This is a genomic window from Streptomyces sp. NTH33 (assembly GCF_003236365.1).
In the GTDB taxonomy this organism is placed as follows: Bacteria; Actinomycetota; Actinomycetes; order Streptomycetales; family Streptomycetaceae; genus Streptomyces.
This window is the reverse complement of sequence record NZ_POTZ01000077.1, coordinates 1-21,016: the sequence shown is the minus strand read 5'-3', so window position 1 is coordinate 21,016 and position 21,016 is coordinate 1. Positions and strand designations below refer to the sequence as shown.

Annotated in this window: 16 protein-coding genes and 1 pseudogene; 11 read left to right on the top strand and 6 right to left on the bottom strand. The window is 70.9% G+C overall.

Annotated features, from left to right (window positions below):
* The 4 genes and pseudogenes from C1I97_RS10705 to C1I97_RS10690 all read left to right on the top strand — a co-directional run.
* Window positions 1–773 (top strand): annotated as a pseudogene (locus C1I97_RS10705) (ABC transporter); the annotation flags it as partial.
* Between the two features lie 162 nt (window positions 774–935).
* Window positions 936–1,823 carry a FadR/GntR family transcriptional regulator gene (locus C1I97_RS10700; protein WP_111002991.1) on the top strand — a complete coding sequence of 296 codons (888 nt, stop codon included), beginning with the start codon at window positions 936–938 and terminating at the stop codon, window positions 1,821–1,823.
* Window positions 1,824–2,259: 436 nt separating this feature from the next.
* Window positions 2,260–3,801: an RNA polymerase sigma factor gene (locus tag C1I97_RS10695; RefSeq protein ID WP_111002992.1), complete on the top strand. Its 1,542-nt coding sequence runs from the start codon at window positions 2,260–2,262 to the stop codon at window positions 3,799–3,801.
* A gap of 137 nt (window positions 3,802–3,938) precedes the next feature.
* Window positions 3,939–4,802, top strand: coding sequence for a serine protease (locus C1I97_RS10690; RefSeq protein ID WP_111002990.1), 864 nt, complete (start codon window positions 3,939–3,941; stop codon window positions 4,800–4,802).
* Window positions 4,803–4,901: 99 nt separating this feature from the next.
* On the opposite strand, the gene C1I97_RS10685 is transcribed toward C1I97_RS10690, so the two are convergent.
* Complete coding sequence (locus C1I97_RS10685) at window positions 4,902–5,132, bottom strand: DUF7455 domain-containing protein (RefSeq protein WP_111002989.1); 231 nt, start codon at window positions 5,130–5,132, stop codon at window positions 4,902–4,904.
* Between the two features lie 444 nt (window positions 5,133–5,576).
* On the opposite strand from C1I97_RS10685, the gene C1I97_RS10680 reads away from it, so the two are divergent.
* From C1I97_RS10680 to C1I97_RS10670, 3 genes are all read left to right on the top strand, one after another.
* The gene (locus tag C1I97_RS10680; RefSeq protein WP_111002988.1) at window positions 5,577–7,700 is read left to right on the top strand and encodes a DNA gyrase/topoisomerase IV subunit B; all 2,124 of its coding nucleotides are present in this window, start codon (window positions 5,577–5,579) and stop codon (window positions 7,698–7,700) included.
* Window positions 7,701–7,789: 89 nt separating this feature from the next.
* Window positions 7,790–8,293, top strand: a complete 504-nt coding sequence (locus C1I97_RS10675; protein WP_111002987.1) for a DUF485 domain-containing protein — start codon at window positions 7,790–7,792, stop codon at window positions 8,291–8,293.
* A complete protein-coding gene (locus C1I97_RS10670) occupies window positions 8,290–9,882 on the top strand; it encodes a solute symporter family protein (RefSeq protein WP_111002986.1) in 1,593 nt (530 codons plus the stop codon). Before C1I97_RS10675 ends, C1I97_RS10670 begins: the two co-directional genes overlap by 4 nt.
* Window positions 9,883–9,933: 51 nt before the next feature.
* Here the strand turns inward: C1I97_RS10670 and C1I97_RS10665 are convergent, their stop codons facing one another.
* Window positions 9,934–10,626 (bottom strand): response regulator, encoded by a 693-nt coding sequence (locus C1I97_RS10665; protein ID WP_111002985.1) that lies wholly within the window; start codon window positions 10,624–10,626, stop codon window positions 9,934–9,936.
* Window positions 10,627–10,785: 159 nt separating this feature from the next.
* Between C1I97_RS10665 and C1I97_RS10660 the strand changes: the two genes are divergently transcribed.
* The 3 genes from C1I97_RS10660 to C1I97_RS10650 all read left to right on the top strand — a co-directional run bounded on the left by C1I97_RS10660 (window position 10,786) and on the right by C1I97_RS10650 (window position 13,602).
* Window positions 10,786–11,601: an ABC transporter ATP-binding protein gene (locus C1I97_RS10660; protein WP_111002984.1), complete on the top strand. Its 816-nt coding sequence runs from the start codon at window positions 10,786–10,788 to the stop codon at window positions 11,599–11,601.
* Window positions 11,591–12,454, top strand: coding sequence for an ABC transporter permease (locus C1I97_RS10655; RefSeq protein WP_111002983.1), 864 nt, complete (start codon window positions 11,591–11,593; stop codon window positions 12,452–12,454). The genes C1I97_RS10660 and C1I97_RS10655 overlap by 11 nt, the downstream gene beginning before the upstream one ends.
* Window positions 12,455–12,540: 86 nt before the next feature.
* Window positions 12,541–13,602: an ABC transporter substrate-binding protein gene (locus C1I97_RS10650; protein ID WP_111002982.1), complete on the top strand. Its 1,062-nt coding sequence runs from the start codon at window positions 12,541–12,543 to the stop codon at window positions 13,600–13,602.
* A gap of 52 nt (window positions 13,603–13,654) precedes the next feature.
* Here C1I97_RS10650 and C1I97_RS10645 read toward each other — a convergent pair whose 3' ends face one another.
* From C1I97_RS10645 to C1I97_RS10635, 3 genes are all read right to left on the bottom strand, one after another.
* A complete protein-coding gene (locus C1I97_RS10645; RefSeq protein ID WP_111002981.1) occupies window positions 13,655–14,335 on the bottom strand; it encodes a response regulator in 681 nt (226 codons plus the stop codon).
* Entirely contained in the window at window positions 14,332–16,041 is a 1,710-nt protein-coding gene (locus C1I97_RS10640; RefSeq protein WP_111002980.1) for an ATP-binding protein, read from the bottom strand. Before C1I97_RS10640 ends, C1I97_RS10645 begins: the two co-directional genes overlap by 4 nt.
* 77 nt (window positions 16,042–16,118) lie before the next feature.
* Window positions 16,119–17,060, bottom strand: a complete 942-nt coding sequence (locus C1I97_RS10635) for a sucrase ferredoxin (protein WP_111002979.1) — start codon at window positions 17,058–17,060, stop codon at window positions 16,119–16,121.
* A gap of 166 nt (window positions 17,061–17,226) precedes the next feature.
* Here C1I97_RS10635 and C1I97_RS10630 point away from each other — a divergent pair, with 166 nt between their 5' ends.
* Window positions 17,227–18,372: a CobW family GTP-binding protein gene (locus C1I97_RS10630; protein ID WP_441349102.1), complete on the top strand. Its 1,146-nt coding sequence runs from the start codon at window positions 17,227–17,229 to the stop codon at window positions 18,370–18,372.
* Here the strand turns inward: C1I97_RS10630 and C1I97_RS10625 are convergent.
* Window positions 18,369–20,825 (bottom strand): DNA gyrase/topoisomerase IV subunit A, encoded by a 2,457-nt coding sequence (locus C1I97_RS10625; protein ID WP_111002977.1) that lies wholly within the window; start codon window positions 20,823–20,825, stop codon window positions 18,369–18,371. The genes C1I97_RS10630 and C1I97_RS10625 overlap by 4 nt on opposite strands.
* Window positions 20,826–21,016: the final 191 nt, after the last annotated feature.

Below are 21,016 nucleotides of genomic sequence, written 5' to 3'. Positions count from 1 at the left end.
GTCCCGCACCCGGTCCCATGCGCCCCCTGCGCTACGAACTGCGCCGTGCCACCGGTATCGGCACGGGCTTCGTCACCTGTGCCGCCGTCCTCGCCGTCTCCGCCCTCACGGCGCTGGTCATGGGGCGCATGGGACACACCCCGCAGCCGCGACTGATCGCGGCGTGGCCCCAGCAACTGCCCCTGCCTCCGGCGGCGCTCGGTGCCGGGCTGCTCGGCGCGCTGGCCTCCGGCGACGAGTTCCGCCACCCCGCGCTGGCGGCGGACCGGGGGACCGTCCCCCGGCGGCTCGGGCTGCTCGCCGCGAAGCTCGTCGTCGCCACCGCCACCGCGCTGATGCTGGCCTTCCTCACGGTCGGCTGCGACGCCGAGGTGCTCTATGTCGTGTACGGACAGGAGCTCACCCAGGTTCCCGGCGACTGGCTTTCGCTCGGTGCGAGTTGGACGGGCCTCGTGGTCGGATGCGCGTGGGCCGGTGTGCTGGCCGCGGGGCTGTTCCGGTCCACCACGGCCGGGCTCGCGTCCGTGGTGGCCGTACCGGTGCTCGTCGTACCGCTGGTGCAGGCGGTCATGGGGGGCAGGGCGTGGGACGCGGCCGGCCTTCCCGCACGGCTGCGCCAGGCGTTCCTGCTGCAGTGGCCCTTCGGAGGTGATCGCTACGTGGCCGCCGCGGCTCGTGTGATCGCCCAACCCGTCGGGGGGGCGCTGACGTTGTCCCTCACCGCGTTGCTGTGCGCTTATCTGCTGACGACCCTGAGGGGGAGGACCCGGTGACCACTGTTTGTGTCCATCCGCTCGCTCTCTGTGTGCAATTCCTCGAGGGGAGTCCTTTTCTTTTCGATAAGGCGTCAATTGCGACGAAGTGAGCGATCACCCTTTCGTGTGCTTTTCACCAAAGACCTCAAGGCAGTTGGAAGCGACGCCGACAAAGGATCCGTGAGTACCCTTGCGCACACCATGATGACCGCCGCCCGCCCCACAGACTCCGGTCTCGTCGGCCCGGGCGGACTCGACCGTTACCCCTACGCCGAGACGCCCGTCCCCGACCGCGTCGCGAACCCCGCCTGGGAGGGCGCGGACCAGGAGCTGGGGCGTGTGGGCCGCCGCGCCGCGGGCAACCGCGGCCGCGGGCTGCACGGCCAACTCGTCCAGCAGCTCGGTCAGATGATCGTCTCCGGGGACCTGGGCGCCGACCGCCCGCTGGTGCCCGAGGAGATCGGCCAGCGCTTCGAGGTCTCCCGCACCGTCGTCCGCGAGTCGCTCCGCGTCCTGGAGGCCAAGGGCCTGGTCAGCGCCCGGCCGAACGTCGGCACGCGCGTGCGCCCCGTCAGCGACTGGAATCTGCTCGACCCGGACATCATCGAGTGGCGGGCCTTCGGGCCGCAGCGTGACAACCAGCGCCGCGAGCTGAGCGAGCTGCGCTGGACGATCGAACCGCTCGCCGCGAGACTCGCCGCCGGGCACGGGCGCGAGGACGTCCAGCAGCGCCTGTCCGACATGGTCGAGATCATGGGGCACGCCCTGGGGCAGGGCGACATGCTCACCTTCTCCCGCGCGGATACCGAATTCCACACGCTGCTCATCCAGGTAGCGGGCAATCGGATGCTGGAGCACCTCTCCGGGATCGTCTCCGCCGCCCTCCAGGTCTCCGGCGGCCCCGTCACGGGCTGCGACCGGCCCAGCGAGACCTCGCTGGCGCAGCACGCGCGGATCGTCGACGCCCTCGCGGCCGGCGACGGCGCGGCGGCGGAGGGGGCCATGCGCCAACTGCTCACGGTGCACCCCGAGGTCGAACGGGTGGTTCCGGCACCGCGCGAGCACTGACCGGCTCGAACCCTGGTCCCTGCGTGGGCGGCACGGCCGGGCCTGCCGTCCTCCGCGGCTCGTCCGGACGGTGAGCCGCCTCTCGTGGGACCCCGCCGGACCCTCCGCGAACCCGGCGGGGTCCGTGCGCGAACGACGGGAGAGTCGCTGATCGGACCGGGTCCGTGGCGACGGCTGCTCTTATCTGCCCACTTCTGGTCGTTTTTACACGCTTACGGGGTGTGACTCGGGCCACGTGGATTGGGCGTAACGCTCGTGGGAAGAACGCGATGACCTAAGAGGTGACAGCCGCGGAGGGAATACGGACGCCGTTCACGGCGCTGTGCCTCTTCCCGGCCCCCGCCCGTACCGTCGGCCCATCCCCAGGCCGGTGGTCGGCTCCTGTCCGCTGTGGACGGGGCCGGAAGCCGTTTTCCAACGTTCCGAGAGGTTGTTCGTGTCGGCCAGCACATCCCGTACGCTCCCGCCGGAGATCGCCGAGTCCGTCTCTGTCATGGCGCTCATTGAGCGGGGAAAGGCTGAGGGGCAGATCGCCGGCGACGATGTGCGTCGGGCCTTCGAAGCTGACCAGATTCCGGCCACTCAGTGGAAGAACGTACTGCGCAGCCTCAATCAGATCCTCGAGGAAGAGGGTGTGACGCTGATGGTCAGTGCCGCGGAGCCCAACAAGCGCACCCGAAAGAGCGTCGCAGCGAAGAGTCCGGCCAAGCGCACCGCCAACAAGACGGTCGCGGCGAAGACGGTGACCACCCGGAAGGCCACCGCCACCGCCACCCCGAAGGCGCCCGCCGCCGACACGCCCGTCGAGGACGAGGCCCCCGTCAAGAAGGCCGCTGCCAAGAAGGCGACCGCTGCCAAGAAGACGGCGGCGAAGAAGACCACCGCCGCCAAGAAGACGGCGGCGAAGAAGACCACCGCCGCCAAGAAGGACGACGCCGAGCTGCTCGAGGACGAGGTGATCGAGGAGGCCAAGGGCGCGGAGGAGCCCGAGGGCACCGAGAACGCCGGTTTCGTCCTCTCCGACGAGGACGAGGACGACGCCCCCGCCCAGCAGGTCGCGGCGGCCGGCGCCACCGCCGACCCGGTGAAGGACTACCTCAAGCAGATCGGCAAGGTCCCCCTGCTCAACGCCGAGCAGGAGGTCGAACTGGCCAAGCGGATCGAGGCGGGCCTGTTCGCCGAGGACAAGCTGGCCAACTCCGACAAGCTCGCCCCCAAGCTCAAGCGTGAGCTCGAGATCATCGCCGAGGACGGCCGCCGCGCCAAGAACCACCTCCTGGAGGCCAACCTCCGTCTGGTGGTCTCCCTGGCCAAGCGCTACACCGGCCGCGGCATGCTCTTCCTGGACCTGATCCAGGAGGGCAACCTCGGTCTCATCCGCGCGGTGGAGAAGTTCGACTACACCAAGGGCTACAAGTTCTCCACGTACGCCACCTGGTGGATCCGCCAGGCGATCACCCGCGCCATGGCCGACCAGGCCCGCACCATCCGTATCCCGGTGCACATGGTCGAGGTCATCAACAAGCTCGCGCGCGTGCAGCGTCAGATGCTCCAGGACCTGGGCCGCGAGCCCACCCCGGAGGAGCTGGCCAAGGAGCTCGACATGACCCCGGAGAAGGTCATCGAGGTCCAGAAGTACGGTCGTGAGCCCATCTCGCTGCACACCCCGCTGGGTGAGGACGGCGACAGCGAGTTCGGCGACCTCATCGAGGACTCCGAGGCGGTCGTCCCGGCCGACGCGGTCAGCTTCACGCTGCTGCAGGAGCAGCTGCACTCCGTGCTCGACACCCTGTCCGAGCGCGAGGCGGGTGTGGTCTCCATGCGCTTCGGTCTCACCGACGGTCAGCCGAAGACCCTCGACGAGATCGGCAAGGTGTACGGCGTCACGCGTGAGCGGATCCGTCAGATCGAGTCCAAGACCATGTCGAAGCTGCGCCACCCGTCGCGCTCGCAGGTGCTGCGCGACTACCTCGACTAGGTCTGGCATCGGACTGGGTCCGGCAGCGCGACACGAAGGGCCCGCTCCCCGGGCGGGGAGCGGGCCCTTCGTGTCGCGAGGAACGTCGCTCTGCGTGACTCTGGGTGTCCGGTGATCGTCCCAGAGTGAGGAGCACCATGCGACGCCGTATTGCCCGGGCACTGGCCCGGCCGCTGGTCCTGGCGGCCGCGGGAGCCGCGATACCGCCGGCCACCGCTGCTCCCGCCGTCGCCGACGGCATCGTCATCGGCGGCTTCCCCGTCGATGTGTCGCACAGCCCGTGGACCGTGGCCCTCGCCAGCCGTGACCGGTTCGGAGGCACGCGGGCGGGGCAGTTCTGCGGTGGCGTGGCGGTCGGCCGGACAGCAGTGCTCACCGCGGCCCACTGTCTGGCCGGAGAAGTCGTGGGCGCGCCACCGACGCGGGATCTGAAAGTGATCACCGGGCGCACGGACCTGCTCTCCCGCCAGGGCAAGGAGATCCGGGTACGCGCCATCTGGGTCAACCCGCACTACGACGCCCGCACCAACGCCGGCGACTTCGCCGTACTCACCCTCGCCGAGCCGGTGCCCCAGAGCTCCGTCATCCCCCTGGCGGGCGCGGGCGACCGGGCGTACGCGCCCGCCACGAGCGCCACGGTCTACGGCTGGGGGGACACCACCGGCGCCGCCGCCTACGCACACAGTCTGCATGCCGCGCGGGTCCATGTCCTGCCCGACACGCGGTGCGAGCGGGCCTATCCGGACGGCAGCGAGGACGGCACGTACATATCCGGCAGCATGCTGTGTGCGGGAGAGACCGCGGGCAGCAGGGACGCGTGCCAGGGGGACAGCGGGGGCCCGCTGGTCTCCCGGGGGCGGCTGATCGGGCTCGTGTCGTGGGGGAACGGCTGTGGACGCGCGGGGAGCCCGGGCGTCTACACGCGCGTGTCCGACGTCGTACGGACGCTGAGACAGGCCCTTGGCGCCAAGGCGCCGCACAGGGCGCTCGACGAGCCCTGACCGGCGTCACAGGCCACGAGGACGGGCGGCCGCTCCTGGTTGTCAGGAGCGGCCGCCCGTTCGCCGGCCTGTGCCGGAGCTGGCTCGTCGTGCCAGATGTCAGCGCTCTTGGTCGGACGCGCTCGCGCCGCCAGGGGCCAGGCGCCCGGTCTCGTCCTGTATCTCAGCGGCGATCTTCTTGAGTTCCGGCTCGAACTTGCGGCCGTGGTGGGCGCAGAAGAGCAGTTCTCCACCGCTGAGCAGGACCACACGCAGGTATGCCTGGGCGCCGCAGCGGTCGCAGCGATCGGCGGCCGTCAGCGGGCTCGCGGGGGTCAGAACAGTAGTCACGTCGCCTCTTCTCTAGCTCGACGAGCTGTCGTACCAGGGTCAACATCCAACCAGCCCCAAACGTTCCCGATCGTGGCTTTTCCTCGAAAAAATCTCTCCGGGACGGTCGGATGCTGCCGGTTTGGCGGCGAATGTGCCGTATTGCGTTTCTCTGTGTCTTACGGGTTCGCGCTGTCGGTCATGGTCAAATCCTCCCCGGCCGGGTTGCCGGTTGTTCAGGAGGACGTGCCCGGAGCCTAAATGGTTCATGCCTCCGAAGGGAACGTGATATGTGCTTCACTCCCCTGAAGGATCGAACATTCATACGACTCTCTACTAGTCTGGGTCCCTGTCGAGGGTTGCGTTGCAAGGGCTCTACCAGGCCTCGGTACCCTCTGAGCGGCGACCCAAGCCGCACCCTTGTTCATCAGGGCCCCACTTGAAATTCAGCGAGGAGCGAACCGCGTGACCGCCGAGACGTCCGTGCCGTCCACAGCGCTGCTGGCAGGAGCAGACCGGGACAGCTCCAACTACACCGCGCGGCACCTGCTCGTCCTCGAGGGCCTCGAGGCCGTGCGCAAGCGCCCGGGTATGTATATCGGCTCCACCGACAGCCGCGGCCTGATGCACTGCCTGTGGGAGATCATCGACAACTCCGTCGACGAAGCCCTCGGGGGCTACTGCGACCGTATCGAGGTCGTCCTGTACGACGACGGCTCCGTGGAGGTGCGGGACAACGGCCGAGGCATCCCGGTCGACGTCGAGCCCAAGACGGGCATGTCCGGTGTCGAGGTCGTCATGACCAAGCTGCACGCGGGCGGAAAGTTCGGCGGGGGCTCCTACGCCGCCTCCGGCGGTCTGCACGGCGTCGGCGCCTCCGTGGTCAACGCCCTGTCCGCCCGGCTGGACGTCGAGGTGGACCGCGGCGGCCACACCCACGCCATCAGCTTCCGGCGCGGCGTGCCCGGCGCGTTCGCGGGGAACGGGCCCGACGCCGGGTTCGAGGCCAAGAACGGCCTGCGCAAGGCCAAGAAGATCCCCAAGGCGCGCAGCGGCACGCGTGTGCGTTACTGGGCCGACCGCCAGATCTTCCTCAAGGACGCCAAGCTCTCCCTGGAGACCCTGCACCAGCGCGCCCGCCAGACGGCCTTCCTGGTGCCCGGACTGACCATCGTCGTCCGTGACGAGTACGGCCTCGGCGAGGGCGGCAGCAAGGGCGAGGAGTCCTTCCGCTACGACGGCGGCATCAGCGAGTTCTGCGAGTACCTGGCGAGCGACCGGCCCGTCTGCGACGTCCTCCGCTTCACCGGGCACGGCACCTTCAAGGAGACGGTCCCGGTCCTCGACGACCACGGCCAGATGACGCCCACCGAGGTCACCCGGGAACTCGGCGTGGACGTCGCGATGCGCTGGGGAACCGGCTACGACACCACGCTGCGGTCCTTCGTCAACATCATCGCCACCCCCAAGGGCGGCACCCACGTCGCCGGCTTCGAGCAGGCCGTCGCCAAGACCGTGAACGAGGTGCTGCGGGCCAAGAAGATGCTGCGCGTCGCCGAGGACGACATCGTCAAGGACGACGCCCTGGAGGGCCTCACCGCGGTCATCACGGTCCGCCTCGCCGAGCCGCAGTTCGAGGGCCAGACCAAGGAGGTCCTCGGCACCTCGGCGGCCCGCCGCATCGTGAACAACGTCGTCACCAAGGAACTCAAGGCGTTCCTGACGTCCACCAAGCGTGACGACGCGCAGCAGGCGCGCGTGGTGCTGGAGAAAGCCGTCGCCGCCGCCCGTACGCGCATCGCCGCCCGCCAGCACAAGGACGCGCAGCGCCGCAAGACGGCCCTGGAGTCCTCCTCGCTGCCGGCCAAGCTCGCCGACTGCCGCAGCGACGACGTCGACCGCAGCGAGCTGTTCATCGTCGAGGGCGACTCCGCGCTCGGTACGGCGAAGCTGGCGCGGAACTCCGAGTTCCAGGCGCTGCTGCCGATCCGCGGCAAGATCCTCAACGTCCAGAAGTCGTCCGTCACGGACATGCTGAAGAACGCCGAGTGCGGCGCGATCATCCAGGTGATAGGAGCCGGCTCGGGCCGGACCTTCGACCTGGACGCGGCGCGCTACGGCAAGATCATCATGATGACCGACGCCGACGTGGACGGCTCCCACATCCGGACCCTGCTCCTGACGCTGTTCCACCGCTACATGCGGCCCATGGTCGAGTCGGGCCGGGTGTTCGCCGCGGTGCCGCCGCTGCACCGCATCGAGCTGGTCCAGCCGAAGAGGGGCCAGGACAAGTACGTCTACACCTACTCGGACCGCGAACTGCGCGACAAGCTGCTCGAGTTCCAGAGCAAGAAGATCCGGTACAAGGACTCGATCCAGCGGTACAAGGGCCTCGGTGAGATGGACGCCGACCAGCTGGCCGAGACGACCATGGACCCGCGCCACCGCACCCTGCGCCGGATCAACCTCTCCGACCTCGAGGCCGCCGAGCAGGTCTTCGACCTCCTGATGGGCAACGACGTGGCTCCCCGCAAGGAGTTCATCGCGAGCTCGGCCGCGACACTGGACCGCTCACGCATCGACGCATAGTGACGAATCCTGCCCGCTCGGTCACCTGATGGGGTGAAGAGCGGGGGGAAGGGAAGCCGGGGATCCTCCCGTTCTGTCCATCCTTGGACATGCAGTCAAGCAACGCCCGTCCCCGCGGGGGCGCGGACGACATGAGGTATCGCGACCCCTGGTACGACGCACTGGCCTCCGGCTGGGGCGAGGGGGACGGCACGGGAGTCCTCTCCGCGCCGGTGCCGGCGGCCCGCCGCGAGGGGCGGGCCGGACCGGCCGGCGGCGCCGCGGCCGAGGTCTACCTCGAGGTGCAGCGCAGCGCGGCGTTCCAGGAGGTGCGCAGCCGGTACCGGCGGTTCGTCGTCCCGGCGGTCGCGGTCTTCCTCGTCTGGTACGTGGCGTACGTCGTGACCGCGACGGCCGCGCCCGGGTTCATGGCGCGGCCGGTGGCGGGCGCGGTGAACGTGGCGATGCTGGCCGGCCTCGGGCAGTTCCTCAGCACCTTCCTCCTCGCCTGGGCCTACGCCCGGCACGCACGGCTGCGCCGGGACCGGGCGGCGCTCGAACTGCGGTGGGACACGCAGGAGCTGACGCGCGGCGTCCAGGGCGGTGCGTCGTGACCGGCGACCACCAGACACTGGCGCTGCTGCTGTTCAGCGCGTTCGTCGCGGTCACCCTGGGGATCACCACCTGGGTGAGCCGCAACCGGCGCGGTTCCGCGGAGGAGTTCTACGCGGGCGGGCGGCTGTTCTCGCCGATGGAGAACGGCTTCGCCGTGGCGGGCGACTACGCGTCGGCCGCCTCCTTCCTGGGCGTTCCCGGGCTGATCGCGCTGTTCGGCTACGACGGGGTGCTGTACGTCGTGGGCTTCCTCGTGGCCTGGCTGGTGGTGCTGTTCCTCGTCGCCGAACTGGTGCGCAACTGCGGACGGTTCACGCTCGCCGACGTGGTCGCGGCGCGGATGAGCGAGCGGCCGGTGCGGATCGCGGCGGGAACCTCCTCGGTCACCGTGTCCGTTCTGTACCTGGTGGCGCAGATGGTGGGCGCGGGCAGCCTGGTGGCGCTGCTCCTCGGGCGGACCGGCGGGGGAGCGCAGGCCTGGACCGTCGTCGGCGTCGGCGCACTGATGGTGATCTACGTGTCGCTGGGAGGGATGCGGGCCACCACCTGGATCCAGATCGTCAAGGCGGTCCTGATGATGGGCGGCACCGTCGTGCTGACCGTGCTCGTCCTGGTCAGGTTCCACGGCGACCTCGACCGGCTGCTGCTCACCGCGGCCGAGCGCAGCGGGCACGGGGACGCCTTCCTGGCCCCCGGGCTGAAGTACGGCGGGGACCTGACCGCGCGCCTGGACTTCATCAGCCTCGGGCTCGCGCTGGTGCTCGGCACGGCCGGGCTGCCGCACATCCTGTCCCGCTTCTACACCGTGCCGACCGCGCGGGCCGCCCGGCGTTCGGCGATCTGGTCCATCGGGCTCATCGGCGGCTTCTACCTGATGGCGATCGTCCTCGGCTTCGGCGCGGCGGCGATCGTCGGACCGGACGTCCTGCGAGGGTCCAACGCGGCCGGGAACACGGCGGTCCCGCTGCTGGCCCTCGACCTGGGCGGCGGCGCGGACTCCACGGCGGGCACGGTCCTGTTCGCGGTGGTGGCCGCGGTCGCCTTCGCCACGATCCTCGCGGTGGTCGCCGGGATCACGCTCGCCTCCTCGGCGTCGGTGGCCCACGACCTGTACGCCTCCCTGCGGCGCCGCGGTGCCCGGCAGCGCAGCGAGGTCGCCGTGGCGCGCGTCGCCGCGGCCGGTATCGGCGTGGTGGCGATCGCCCTCGGCCTGCTCGCCCGCGACCTCAACGTCGCCTTCCTGGTGGGCCTCGCCTTCGCCGTCGCCGCCTCCGCGAACCTGCCGGTGCTGCTGTACTCGCTGTTCTGGCGCGGTTTCACGACCCGCGGCGCGGTGTGGGCCGTCTACGGCGGGCTGATCCCCGCCCTGGTGCTCGTCGTGCTCTCCCCGGTGGTCTCCGGAAGCCCCGACTCCCTCTTCCCGGACGCCGACTTCCAGCTCTTCCCGCTGCAGAACCCCGGCATCGTCTCCGTTCCGCTCGGGTTCCTCGCCGGCTGGCTCGGCACCGTCACCTCGACCGAACTGCCGGACGAGGCCAAGCACGCGGAGACGGAGGTGCGGTCGCTGACGGGAGCGGGCGCCGTGTGACGGCGGCCGGCACCACAGCGTCGTACGGCCGCACCGCCGGCCCGGGCAGGGCTACGGCGCCACCCACGCGTAACGGTGCTCCGGCCGTCCCGTGTCGCCGTACTTCAGGGACAGGCGCAGACGTCCGGCCTGTTCCAGGTGGCGCAGATAGCGCTGGGCGGTGGAGCGGCTCAGGCCGGTCCGGGCGGCCACCTCGTGGGCGGACAGCGGCCGGTCGGCGCGGTGCAGGACACGGCAGACGAGCTCGCTCGTCGGCTCCGAGTGACCGCTGGGCAGGCCCGGGGACGCCGGCGTCGGCGTGGTGCGCAGGGCGCCGAAGATCCGGTCCACCTGCTCCTGTCCCGTGACACCGCGGCCACCGACGCGGTCGACGGTGCGGCGCAGGGCGGCGTAGGAGTCCAGGCGACTGCGCAGTGCGACGAAGGTGAACGGCTTGACCAGGTAGTGCAGGGCGCCCAGGCGCATCGCCTGCTGCACGGTCGCCACGTCACCGGCCGCCGTGATCATGATGACGTCGGTGCCGATGCCCTGGTCCCGCAGGCGGTGGACGAGTTCCAGACCCGTGCGGTCGGGCAGGTAGTGGTCGAGCAGGACCAGGTCGATGCCACCGCGCTGCACGGTGGTCAGGGCCTGCGCGGCACTGTGCGCGCGGGCGCTCACCCGGAAGCCGGGAACCTTTCCCACGTACTTCGCGTTGATCTCGGCGACACGGTAGTCGTCGTCGACCACCAGGACGTCAATCATCGGGCCTCTTTCCCTCAAGGCCAGGCGGGCGCGGCGCCCGTGTTCGGCTCCGCTGTTGTAGCGCGAGCAAAACGAGCACAACAGGTGCTTGCGAGCAAAAGAACGGGTTGCGCTCAGAAGACTGCTGCTGTGGCCGGGGCCACATCTACCGTCCCGGCCATGAGCGCAGACACCAGCCCCGCCATCGAGCTGCGGGGCGCGAGCAAGACGTTCAGGACCCCGTCAGGGGGCCTGCACCCGGCCGTCAAGGACCTCGACCTCACCGTGCGGCGCGGCGAGTTCGTGGCCGTGGTCGGTCCCACCGGCTGCGGCAAGTCGACCACGCTGACCCTGGTCAGCGGCCTGGAGGAGCCCACCGAGGGGGATGTGCTGGTGGCCGGCGAGCCGGTGCGCGGCGTCGGCGGCAAGGTCGGCTTCGTCTTCCAGCAGGACGCCACCTTCCCCTGGCGCACGGTGCTGTCCAACGTGATGGCCGGACCGCGCTTCCGCGGCGTACCGAAGGCGGAGGCGAAGGAGAGGGCGCGCGCCTGGCTGGCCCGGGTCGGACTCGCCGCCTTCGAGGACCGCTATCCGCACCAGCTCTCCGGCGGTCAGCGCAAGCGCGTCGCGCTTGCCGCCACCTTCGTCAACGACCCCGAGATCCTGCTGATGGACGAGCCCTTCTCGGCGCTCGACGTGCAGACCCGGGCGCTGATGTCGGACGAGCTCCTCGAACTGTGGGAGGGCACGGGCGCCTCGGTCGTCTTCGTCACCCACGACCTGGAGGAGGCCATCGCGCTGGCCGACAGGGTCGTGGTCATGACGGCCGGTCCCGCGACCGTGAAGCAGGTCTTCGACATCGGCCTGCCCCGGCCCCGCAAGGTCGAGCAGGTGCGCCTGCGGACGGAGTTCATCGACATCTACCGCGAGATCTGGGAGTCGCTCGGCGAAGAGGTCCGCATCACCCGCGAGAGGGGTGCCGCCCATGTCGCCTGAGGTGCTCAGCACGCCGGTCGTCGACACGGTCAAGACCCCGGACCGCGCGCACTCCCGGGCCCGCGCCGCCCGCAGGCGCAAGGCGGTCGTCGCCTCCGCCCGCGTCCTGGTGCTGGTGGCCGTGCTCGGCCTGTGGGAGGCGCTCTCCCGGGCCGAGGTCATCGATCCGTTCAACTTCTCGATGCCCTCGAGGATCTGGGACCAGATCTGGACCTGGATCACGCACGGCACCGCGCTCGGCTCGCTCGGCGAGCAGATCTGGTACACGCTCTACGAGGCGCTGCTCGGCTGGGTGTTCGGTGTGGTGGCCGGTGTGATCCTCGGTATCGCGCTCGGCCGCGTCACCTTCCTCGCCGATGTCCTCGGCCCCTACATCAAGGTGCTCAACTCCATCCCGAGGATCGTCCTCGCCCCGATCTTCGTGATCTGGTTCGGGCTCGGACCGGTCTCCAAGGTCGCCTCGGCCGTGGTCCTCGTGTTCTTCCCCGTGTTCTTCAACGCCTTCCAGGGCGCCCGGGAGGTCGACCGCAACCTGGTGGCCAACGCGCGGATCCTCGGCGCGAGCGACCGCAGGGTCACCCTGCAGGTGGTCATCCCGTCCGCGACCTCGTGGATCTTCACCAGCCTGCACGTCAGCTTCGGCTTCGCCCTCATCGGCGCCATCGTCGGCGAGTACATCGGTGCCACCAAGGGCATCGGCCTGCTCGTCGCACAGTCCCAGGGCACCTTCAACGCGGCCGGTGTGTACGCCGCGATGGTCATCCTCGCCGCGGTCGCGCTCGTCGCCGAGGGACTGCTCACCTTCGCCGAGCGCCGCATCTTCCGCTGGAAACCGGCGGACTCCGGGGACTGAACCGGCCGGCGCCGCCCCGCAGTTCCCTTTCCCCTGCACCGCCTTTCCGCAAGTCCTCACCAGTTCTCACAAGGACGTGAACCGCCATGCGCAAGTCCGCCCGATTCGCCGCGTCGGCCGCCGCCGGCCTGCTCGCCCTGTCCTCCCTCACCGCCTGCGCCAACGACGCGGCGAGTTCCACCGCCGACTCCGGCAGGAGCGGGGGCGGCGGCAAGGGCGAGCACGTCAAGATCATGGTGGGTGGCCTGGACAAGGTCATCTACCTGCCCGCGATGCTCACCCAGCGCCTCGGCTACTTCGCCGACGAGGGCCTGGACGTCGAACTGCTGAGCGAGCCCGCCGGTGTCCAGGCCGAGACCGCGCTCGTCTCCGGCCAGGTCCAGGGCGCCGTCGGCTTCTACGACCACACCCTGGACCTGCAGGTCAAGGGCAAGAACGTCCAGTCCGTGGTGCAGTTCTCACACGCCCCCGGGGAAGTGGAGGTCGTTTCCAACAAGGCGGCCGGAAAAATCACTTCACCGAAGGACTTCAAGGGCAAGAAGCTCGGCGTCACCGGCCTCGGCTCCTCCACCGACTTCCTCACCAAGTACCTCGCGGTCAAGAACGGCGTGAAGGTCAGCGAGTTCAGCCCGGTCGCCGTCGGCGCGGGACCGACCTTCATCTCCGCGCTCGAGAAGGGCTCCATCGACGGCGGCATGACGACCGACCCGACCGTCGCGACGATCCTGGAGAAGAAGGCCGGCAGGATCCTCGTCGACATGCGGACGCCCGAGGGCTCGCAGGAGGCGCTCGGCGGCCCGTACCCGTCGTCCAGCCTGTACATGCAAACCGACTGGGTCAACAGCCACAAGGAGACCGTCCAGAAGCTGGCCAACGCGTTCGTCAGGACGCTCGAGTGGATGTCCACCCACAGCGCCGACGAGATCGCCGCCAAGATGCCCGCCGACTACTCCCAGGGCAACAAGACCCTCTACGCGGAGGCGATCAAGAGCACGCTGCCGATGTTCACCAAGGACGGCGTGATGCCTCAGAACGGCCCGGAGACCGTCGAGAAGGTGCTCAAGGCGTTCAACCCCAACATCCAGAACGCCAAGGTGGACCTGAGCAAGACGTACACCACCGAGTTCGTCGAGAAGGCCGCCGGCTGACATCCGTACGCACAGGGGGCACGGTCTCTTCCCCCGCCCCGGAGCCGTGTCCTCAGGCGCGGGCCGCCCACACGTAACGGTGCTCAGGGCGGCCCGCGTCGCCGTACTTCAGCGTCAGCCCGGCGCGTCCCGTGCGCTCCAGGAGCTTGAGGTAGCGCTGGGCGGTCGGCCGGCTCACCCCGGTCCGGTCGGCGACCTCCCGGGCCGACAGGGGTCCGTCGGCCTTCATCAGGCACTGGCGGACGAGTTCGGCGGTGGCGGGGGAGAGCCCCTTGGGCAGCCCGGGTTCCGACGGCGCCGATAAAGCCCCGAAGATCCGGTCCACCTCGGCCTGTTCGGCCTCCCCGCCGCCGTCCAGGGTGCGGCGCAGCGCCGCGTACGCCTCCAGCCTGGCCCGCAGTCCCGCGAAGGCGAACGGCTTGATCAGGTACTGCAGCGCCCCGTGCCGCATCGCCGCCTGTACGGTCGACACGTCCCGGGCCGCCGTCACCATGATCACGTCGGCCCGGTGGCCGTGGCGCCGCATCTCCTGGACGACCGACAGGCCCGTGCCGTCGGGCAGGTAGTGGTCCATGAGGACCAGGTCCAGCCGCGGCAGCGTCTCCAGCCGGTGCAGCGCCTCGGCCGCGCTGTGCGCCGCGCCCGCGACGCGGAAGCCCGGCATCTTCTCCACGTAGGCGGCGTTGACGCGCGCGACCCGGACGTCGTCGTCCACGACCAGGACCTCGATCATCGCGGCTCCTCCTCGGCGGTCCCGGCGGCGGTCCCGGCGGCGGTCTCGGCGGCGGTCCCAGCGGCGGTGGCGAGTGCGGATCCGGGGGCCGGCTCCGCCTCGGCGAGCGCCTCGGGCAGGACGACCGTGAACTCCGCGCCGCCGCCGTGCGCCTCGCCCACCGTCACGGTCCCGCCCTGCCGCTCGGCGAGCCTGCGCACCAGGGACAGGCCGATGCCGCGGTTGCGGTGCGTCGGCGGCCGCTTGGTGGACCACCCCTCCGTGAAGATCAGGTCGCGCTGGTCCTCCGGGACGCCGGGCCCGGTGTCGCGCACCCTGAGGACGGCGGCGCGTCCCTCGGCGCGCAGTTCGACCTCCACGCGCGCGTGGGGAGTCGCCGCGACGGCGTCGAGCGCGTTGTCGACCAGGTTCCCGACGACCGTCACCAGTCCTCTGGGATCGACCAGCCGGTCCGGCAGACGCGTACGGTCCGACAGCCACAGCGCGACCCCGCGCTCGGCCGCCACGGTCGCCTTGCCGACCAGCAGGGCGGCGAGCAGCGGGTCCTGGATCTTCCCGGTGACCTGTTCCGTCGTGGCCCGGTGGTCCCCGACCACCTCCCCGACGAACTCCACGGCGTCGTCGTACATCTCCAGCTCCAGTAGCCCGAGCAGCGTGTGCATGCGGTTGGCGTGCTCGTGGTCCTGGGCGCGCAGGGCGTCGATCAGGCCGCGCGTCGAGTCCAGTTCCCGGCCCAGCTGCTCCAGCTCGGTGCGGTCGCGCAGGGTGGCGACGGCGCCCCCGTCGTCGGTCGGCATCCGGTTGGCGACCAGGACGCGCTGTCCGCGCACGGTGAGCAGGTCGGTGCCCGTCACCCGCCCGGCCAGCACATCGGTCGTACGGCCCTCGCCGAGCGCCTCGTCGGGCGAGCGGCCGAGCGCCTCGTCGCCGATGCCGAGCAGACGCCGCGCCTCGTCGTTGAGCAGCCGGACGCGGCCGCCGCGGTCCAGCGCCACGACCCCCTCCCGAATGCCGTGCAGCATCGCCTCGCGCTCGGCGAGCAGCGCCGCGATGTCCGAGAACGCCAGGTTCCTGGTCTGCCGCTGGACCCGCCGGGAGATCAGCCAGGCGGCCGCCGCGCCGGCGGCCAGGGCCCCGCCGGAATAGGCGAGCAGTCCCGGTATGGCGTCGATCAGCTTGGCGCGCACGCTGTCGTAGGCGATGCCGACCGAGACCGCCCCGACGATGCGGTGGTCGTCGTCGTACAACGGCACCTTGCCGCGCGCCGAGCGTCCCAGTGTGCCGGTGTCGATCTCCATGACCCTCTGCCCGGCCAGGGCCGCTTTGGGGTCCGTCGAGACGTGCTCGCCTATCTGCTTCGGATCCGTGTGCGACCAGCGCGTGCCGTGTGCGTCCATCACCACGACGTACTCGGCGCCGGTCGCCCTGCGGATCCGTTCCGCCTCCCGCTGCACGGGTCCGTCGACGCTCGGAGCGGTCTTCCGCAGATCCCGCACGACCTGCCGGTTCTCGGCGGTGGTCGCCGCGATGACGAGTGCGCGGCGCATCGCCTGCTCGTCCAGCTGACGGCCGAGCGGCGCGAGGAACAGCCCGGTCGCGAGCACCGCGACTCCCGCGGCGATCGCCAACTGCATCAGCAGCACCTGTGAGAACACCCGGCGTGGCAGGCGGAGCCGGCGGCGGCGTGCGGGAGACGGAGAACTCATGGCCCATGACGGTACGTCGACCGGGGCGGGCTGCCGCAGCGGGTGCGGTGTGGACCTCCGGCTGCGTGGCGGTGCCGTCATCCGGCGAGCCAAGTGCCCGCCGGTTCGCGGACGGCGACCACGTCCATGCGTGCCGGCCCGCCCAGCACCGACGCGCCACAGCTCTCCGGTCGGGGCGGACCGCCGGTCCCCTGGACCACGGTCACGTGCCAGCGGCGCCCGTCGGTGTGGGCGACGGTCACCTCCCAGCGGGGCGCGGCGCCGTCGGTGCGTACGACGCTCAGCGCGTCCGCGCGGTACTCGCCCACCGCCTGCCGCACGGCCAGCTCCGCGGCCTGTCCGGGCCGCTCCCAGGCCGTACGGCCCCGGCAGCCCTCGAGGACCACCCGGCCCTCCCGCACGCCGTGCAGGGCGCCCTTGACGGCGTGCGCCTCGGCCCGCCCGTACGCGTAGCCGTACGGCAGCACGAGGAGCGTCGGCGAGAAGCGGTGGCCGCCCAGGTGCGTGACCTCCCAGACCCCGTGGACCCCGGAGGAGGCCAGCTCGGCCGCGAGGGGACGGCCGAGGAGGGCGCAGCACCGGTCGCGCTTGCCGTTGGTGCACACCAGCGTGAGCGGATCGCCTGTGTGGGGCGCGCCCTGCAGTGCCGCGTCGAAGGTGTGGTGGTCACCCCTGCCCAGTGCGGCGAAGTCGAGGCCGAGCAGCCGCTCGGGGTCGGCGGTCGTGGCGCTGTGCAGCCATACGTTCCCCGGAACCGTGTGGGCCGCGTACACATGCCGTACGGACGTCGTGCGGCGGTCGGCGTGGCGGCCCGGGCGGCGGATGAGCGCGACGCGGACGCCGGTGCCCTGCGCGGCCCGCTCCAGCGCACGGCCGACGGCGGGGTCCAGGTGACTCGAGGTGAGCGCCTTGACACCCCACGGGCCGGGCTGCTCCAGCAGCAGCCACGTCGTCGCCGTGGGCGCGGTGGCGGCCAGCGGCTCGTCGAGCTGCCGGGAGACGGTCGAGCACGTACTCACACAGGTGAGCCTAACCTGACCGGAGGGCGAGCTGCTTCCTGCCGCGGGGTGATCCGCCGCGGGACGGACGCCGCCGGGCGGTCCGTATCCTTGGTCGGCATTCCAACTTCGTGCGTGCACCGCGGTCATGAGCCGGTGCACGCGTCGGCGTGAGAGAGGTCGTACGGTGAGCCAGCCGAGCCGGAACCCGAGTCCGCACCCGAGTGTGAGTCCGCCCGCGGATCCGAGCCCTGCCGTGCCGCAGATCCCGGTCGTCGTCCTCGCCGGATTCCTCGGCTCGGGGAAGACCACGCTGCTCAACCACCTCCTCCACCACAGCGGCGGCAGCCGTATCGGCGCGATCGTCAACGACTTCGGCGCCATCGAGATCGACGCCATGGCGGTCGCGGGAGCGCTCGGGGACTCCACCGTCTCCCTCGGCAACGGGTGCCTGTGCTGCGCGGTCGACGCCAGTGAGCTGGACGTGTACCTCGACCGGCTCACGAGCCCCGCCGCCGGTGTCGACGTCGTCGTCATCGAGGCCAGCGGACTCGCCGAACCCCAGGAGCTCGTCCGCATGGTGCTGGCCAGCGACAACCCCAGGGTCGTCTACGGCGGGCTCGTCGAGGTCGTCGACGCCGCCGAGTTCGACGCCACCCGCGCGCTCCACCCCGAACTCGACCGGCATCTCGCGCTCGCTGACCTCGTCGTCGTCAACAAGGCCGACCGGGCCGCCGACGTGGAAAGGGTGCTCGGCCTCGCGGCGTCCCTCGTCGACGGGGCCGCCGTCGTCCCGGCCTCCTACGGCCGTGTCGACCCCGAGTTCCTCTTCGACTGCAGGTCCGGCGAGGAGCGCGTCGGGCAGCTGTCCTTCGACGACCTGCACGAAGGCGGCGACGACAGCGGCCACGCCGGGCACCTGCACGCCGGCTACGACAGCCTCTCCTTCGTCGCCGACGTGCCGCTCGGCCCGCGTCGGCTGATGCGGTTCCTCGACAGCCGCCCCGAGGGGCTCTACCGGATCAAGGGGTACGTCGACTTCGGCCCCCACGACCCCCGCAACCGCTACGCCGTGCACGCCGTGGGACGGTTCCTGCGCTTCTACCCGGAGCCCTGGCCGGACGGCGAGCCCCGCCTCACCCAGCTCGTGCTCATCGGCTCCGGCATCGACACCGGCGCCCTCGGCAAGGAACTGGAGGGGTGCGAGGACGACGCCCCGCACGCCGACGAGCACGGCATGTGGGGCGTCCTGCGCTACGTGCGGGACCCCGAGGAACACGCCCCCGGGGAACCCGGCCTCCAGGACCCGTACCCGGAGGAACCTCCGGCCTAGGCGGGCCCCGCCACCACCGCCAACGTCTTCGGCAGCGACACGCCCGAGCCGTCGCGGCGCGGGTCGACGTCCGGGAGCTCGGCCGGGCTGCCGTTCTTCTGGGCGCCGAGGGCCGGCGTGGGGCCCGCCCAGGCGAAGGCCAGGCAGTCCTCGCCCTTCAGGAACCGCTGGCAGCGGACACCGCCGGTCGCCCGGCCCTTGCGCGGGAACTGGTCGAACGGGGTGACCTTGCCCGTCGTCTGCACGGAGTCGTCCAGCGTTCCGCGCGAGCCGGCGACGGTGACGACGATCGCGTCCGCGGCCGGGTCGACGGCCGTGAACGAGATGACCCTGGCGCCCTCGGCGAGCTTGATGCCGGCCATGCCGCCGGCCGGGCGGCCCTGCGGGCGGACCTGGGAGGCCTGGTAGCGCAGGAGCTGGGCGTCGTCCGTGATGAAGACCAGGTCCTCCTCACCGGTGCGCAGCTCGACCGCGCCGACGATCCGGTCGCCCTCCTTGAGGGTGATGACCTCCAACTCCTCCTTGTTCGAAGGGTAGTCGGGGACCACACGCTTGACGACACCCTGCTCGGTGCCGAGCGCCAGACCCGGCGACGACTCGTCCAGCGTGGTCAGGCAGACCACGCTCTCGTCGTCCTCCAGGGTGACGAACTCCGCCAGGGGGGCGCCACCGGAGAGGTTCGCCGCCGAGGCCGTCTCCGGCAACTGGGGCAGGTCGATGACGTTCACCCGGAGCAGGCGGCCGGCGGAGGTCACCACGCCCACCTCGCCGAGGGCGGTCGCCGCGACCGCCGAGACGATCACGTCGTGCTTGTGCCGCTTGCCGTCCGTGTTCTTCGGGAGCGGCCCGCCGTTCGTCGTACGGGCCAGCAGGCCCGTGGAGGACAGCAGGACGCGGCACGGGTCGTCCGCCACCTGCAGCGGCACCGCGGCGGCCGGGACGGTGCCCGCCTCCAGCAGCATCGTGCGCCGCGGCGTGCCGAACTTCTTGGCCACCGCGGCCAGTTCGGTCGACACCAGCTTGCGCAGCTCCGCGTCCGACTCCAGGATCCGGGTCAGCTCCTCGATCTCCGCCGTGAGCTTGTCCCTCTCCGCCTCCAGCTCGATGCGGTCGAACTTGGTCAGACGGCGCAGCGGCGTGTCGAGGATGTACTGCGTCTGCACCTCGCTCAGCGAGAAGCGCTCCATCAGGCGCTGCTTGGCCTCCGCGGAGTTCTCGCTGGAGCGGATCAGGCGGATGACCTCGTCGATGTCCACCAGCGCCGTGAGCAGGCCCTCGACCAGGTGCAGCCGGTCGCGCCGCCTGCTGCGGCGGTACTCGCTGCGGCGCCGTACGACCTCGAAGCGGTGGTCGAGGTAGACCTCCAGGAGCTCCTTGAGGCCCAGGGTGAGGGGCTGGCCGTCGACGAGCGCGACGTTGTTGATGCCGAAGGACTCCTCCATCGGCGTCAGTTTGTAGAGCTGCTCCAGGACGGCCTCCGGCACGAAGCCGTTCTTGATCTCGATGACCAGGCGCAGGCCGTGCTCGCGGTCGGTGAGGTCCTTGACGTCGGCGATGCCCTGGACCTTCTTCGAGCCGACCAGGTCCTTGATCTTGGCGATCACCTTCTCCGGGCCCACGGCGAAGGGCAGCTCGGTGACGACCAGTCCCTTGCGGCGCGCGGTCACCGTCTCCACCGAGACCGTCGCGCGGATCTTGAAGGTGCCGCGGCCCGTCTCGTAGGCGTCCCTGATCCCGGACAGGCCGACGATCCGGCCGCCGGTGGGCAGGTCCGGGCCCGGGACGTGCTTCATCAGGGTGTCCAGGTCCGCGTTCGGGTTGCGGATCAGGTGGCGGGCGGCCGCGATGACCTCGTTGAGGTTGTGCGGGGGCATGTTCGTGGCCATGCCGACGGCGATGCCTGACGCGCCGTTCACCAGCAGGTTCGGGAAGGCGGCCGGCAGGGCGACCGGCTCCTGCTCCTGGCCGTCGTAGTTGGGGGCGAAGTCGACGGTGTCCTCGTCGATGGACTCCGTCATCAGGGACGTCGCCGCGGCCATGCGGCACTCGGTGTACCGCATGGCGGCGGGCGGGTCGTCGTTGCCCAGCGAGCCGAAGTTGCCGTGGCCGTCGACCAGGGGGACGCGCATGGAGAAGGGCTGCGCCATGCGCACGAGGGCATCGTAGATCGACGCGTCGCCGTGCGGGTGGAGCTTGCCCATGACCTCGCCGACGACGCGGGCGCACTTGACGTACCCGCGTTCCGGCCGCAGGCCCATCTCGTTCATCTGGTAGACGATGCGGCGATGCACCGGCTTGAGGCCGTCCCGGGCGTCCGGCAGGGCGCGGGAGTAGATGACCGAGTACGCGTATTCGAGGAAGGAGCCCTGCATTTCATCGACGACGTCGATGTCGAGGATCTTCTCCTCGTACGAGTCGTCGGGCGGCGGGGTCTTCGTGCTGCGGCGGGCCATCGCTGCCGGCTCCTTGCTGAAGCGTGACGGGATCTGACGCGGACCATTGTGGACCGCCCGACTGACAACCCGGACCAGCCCCCGCCCTCACCGGCCTCAGTCCCACCGTACCGAGGCCGCCGGTTCCGGGCCCGAAGCCTCCGCCGCCACCGCCACGCCGGACGCGAGCCGCCCGGTCCCATGTCCCGAGG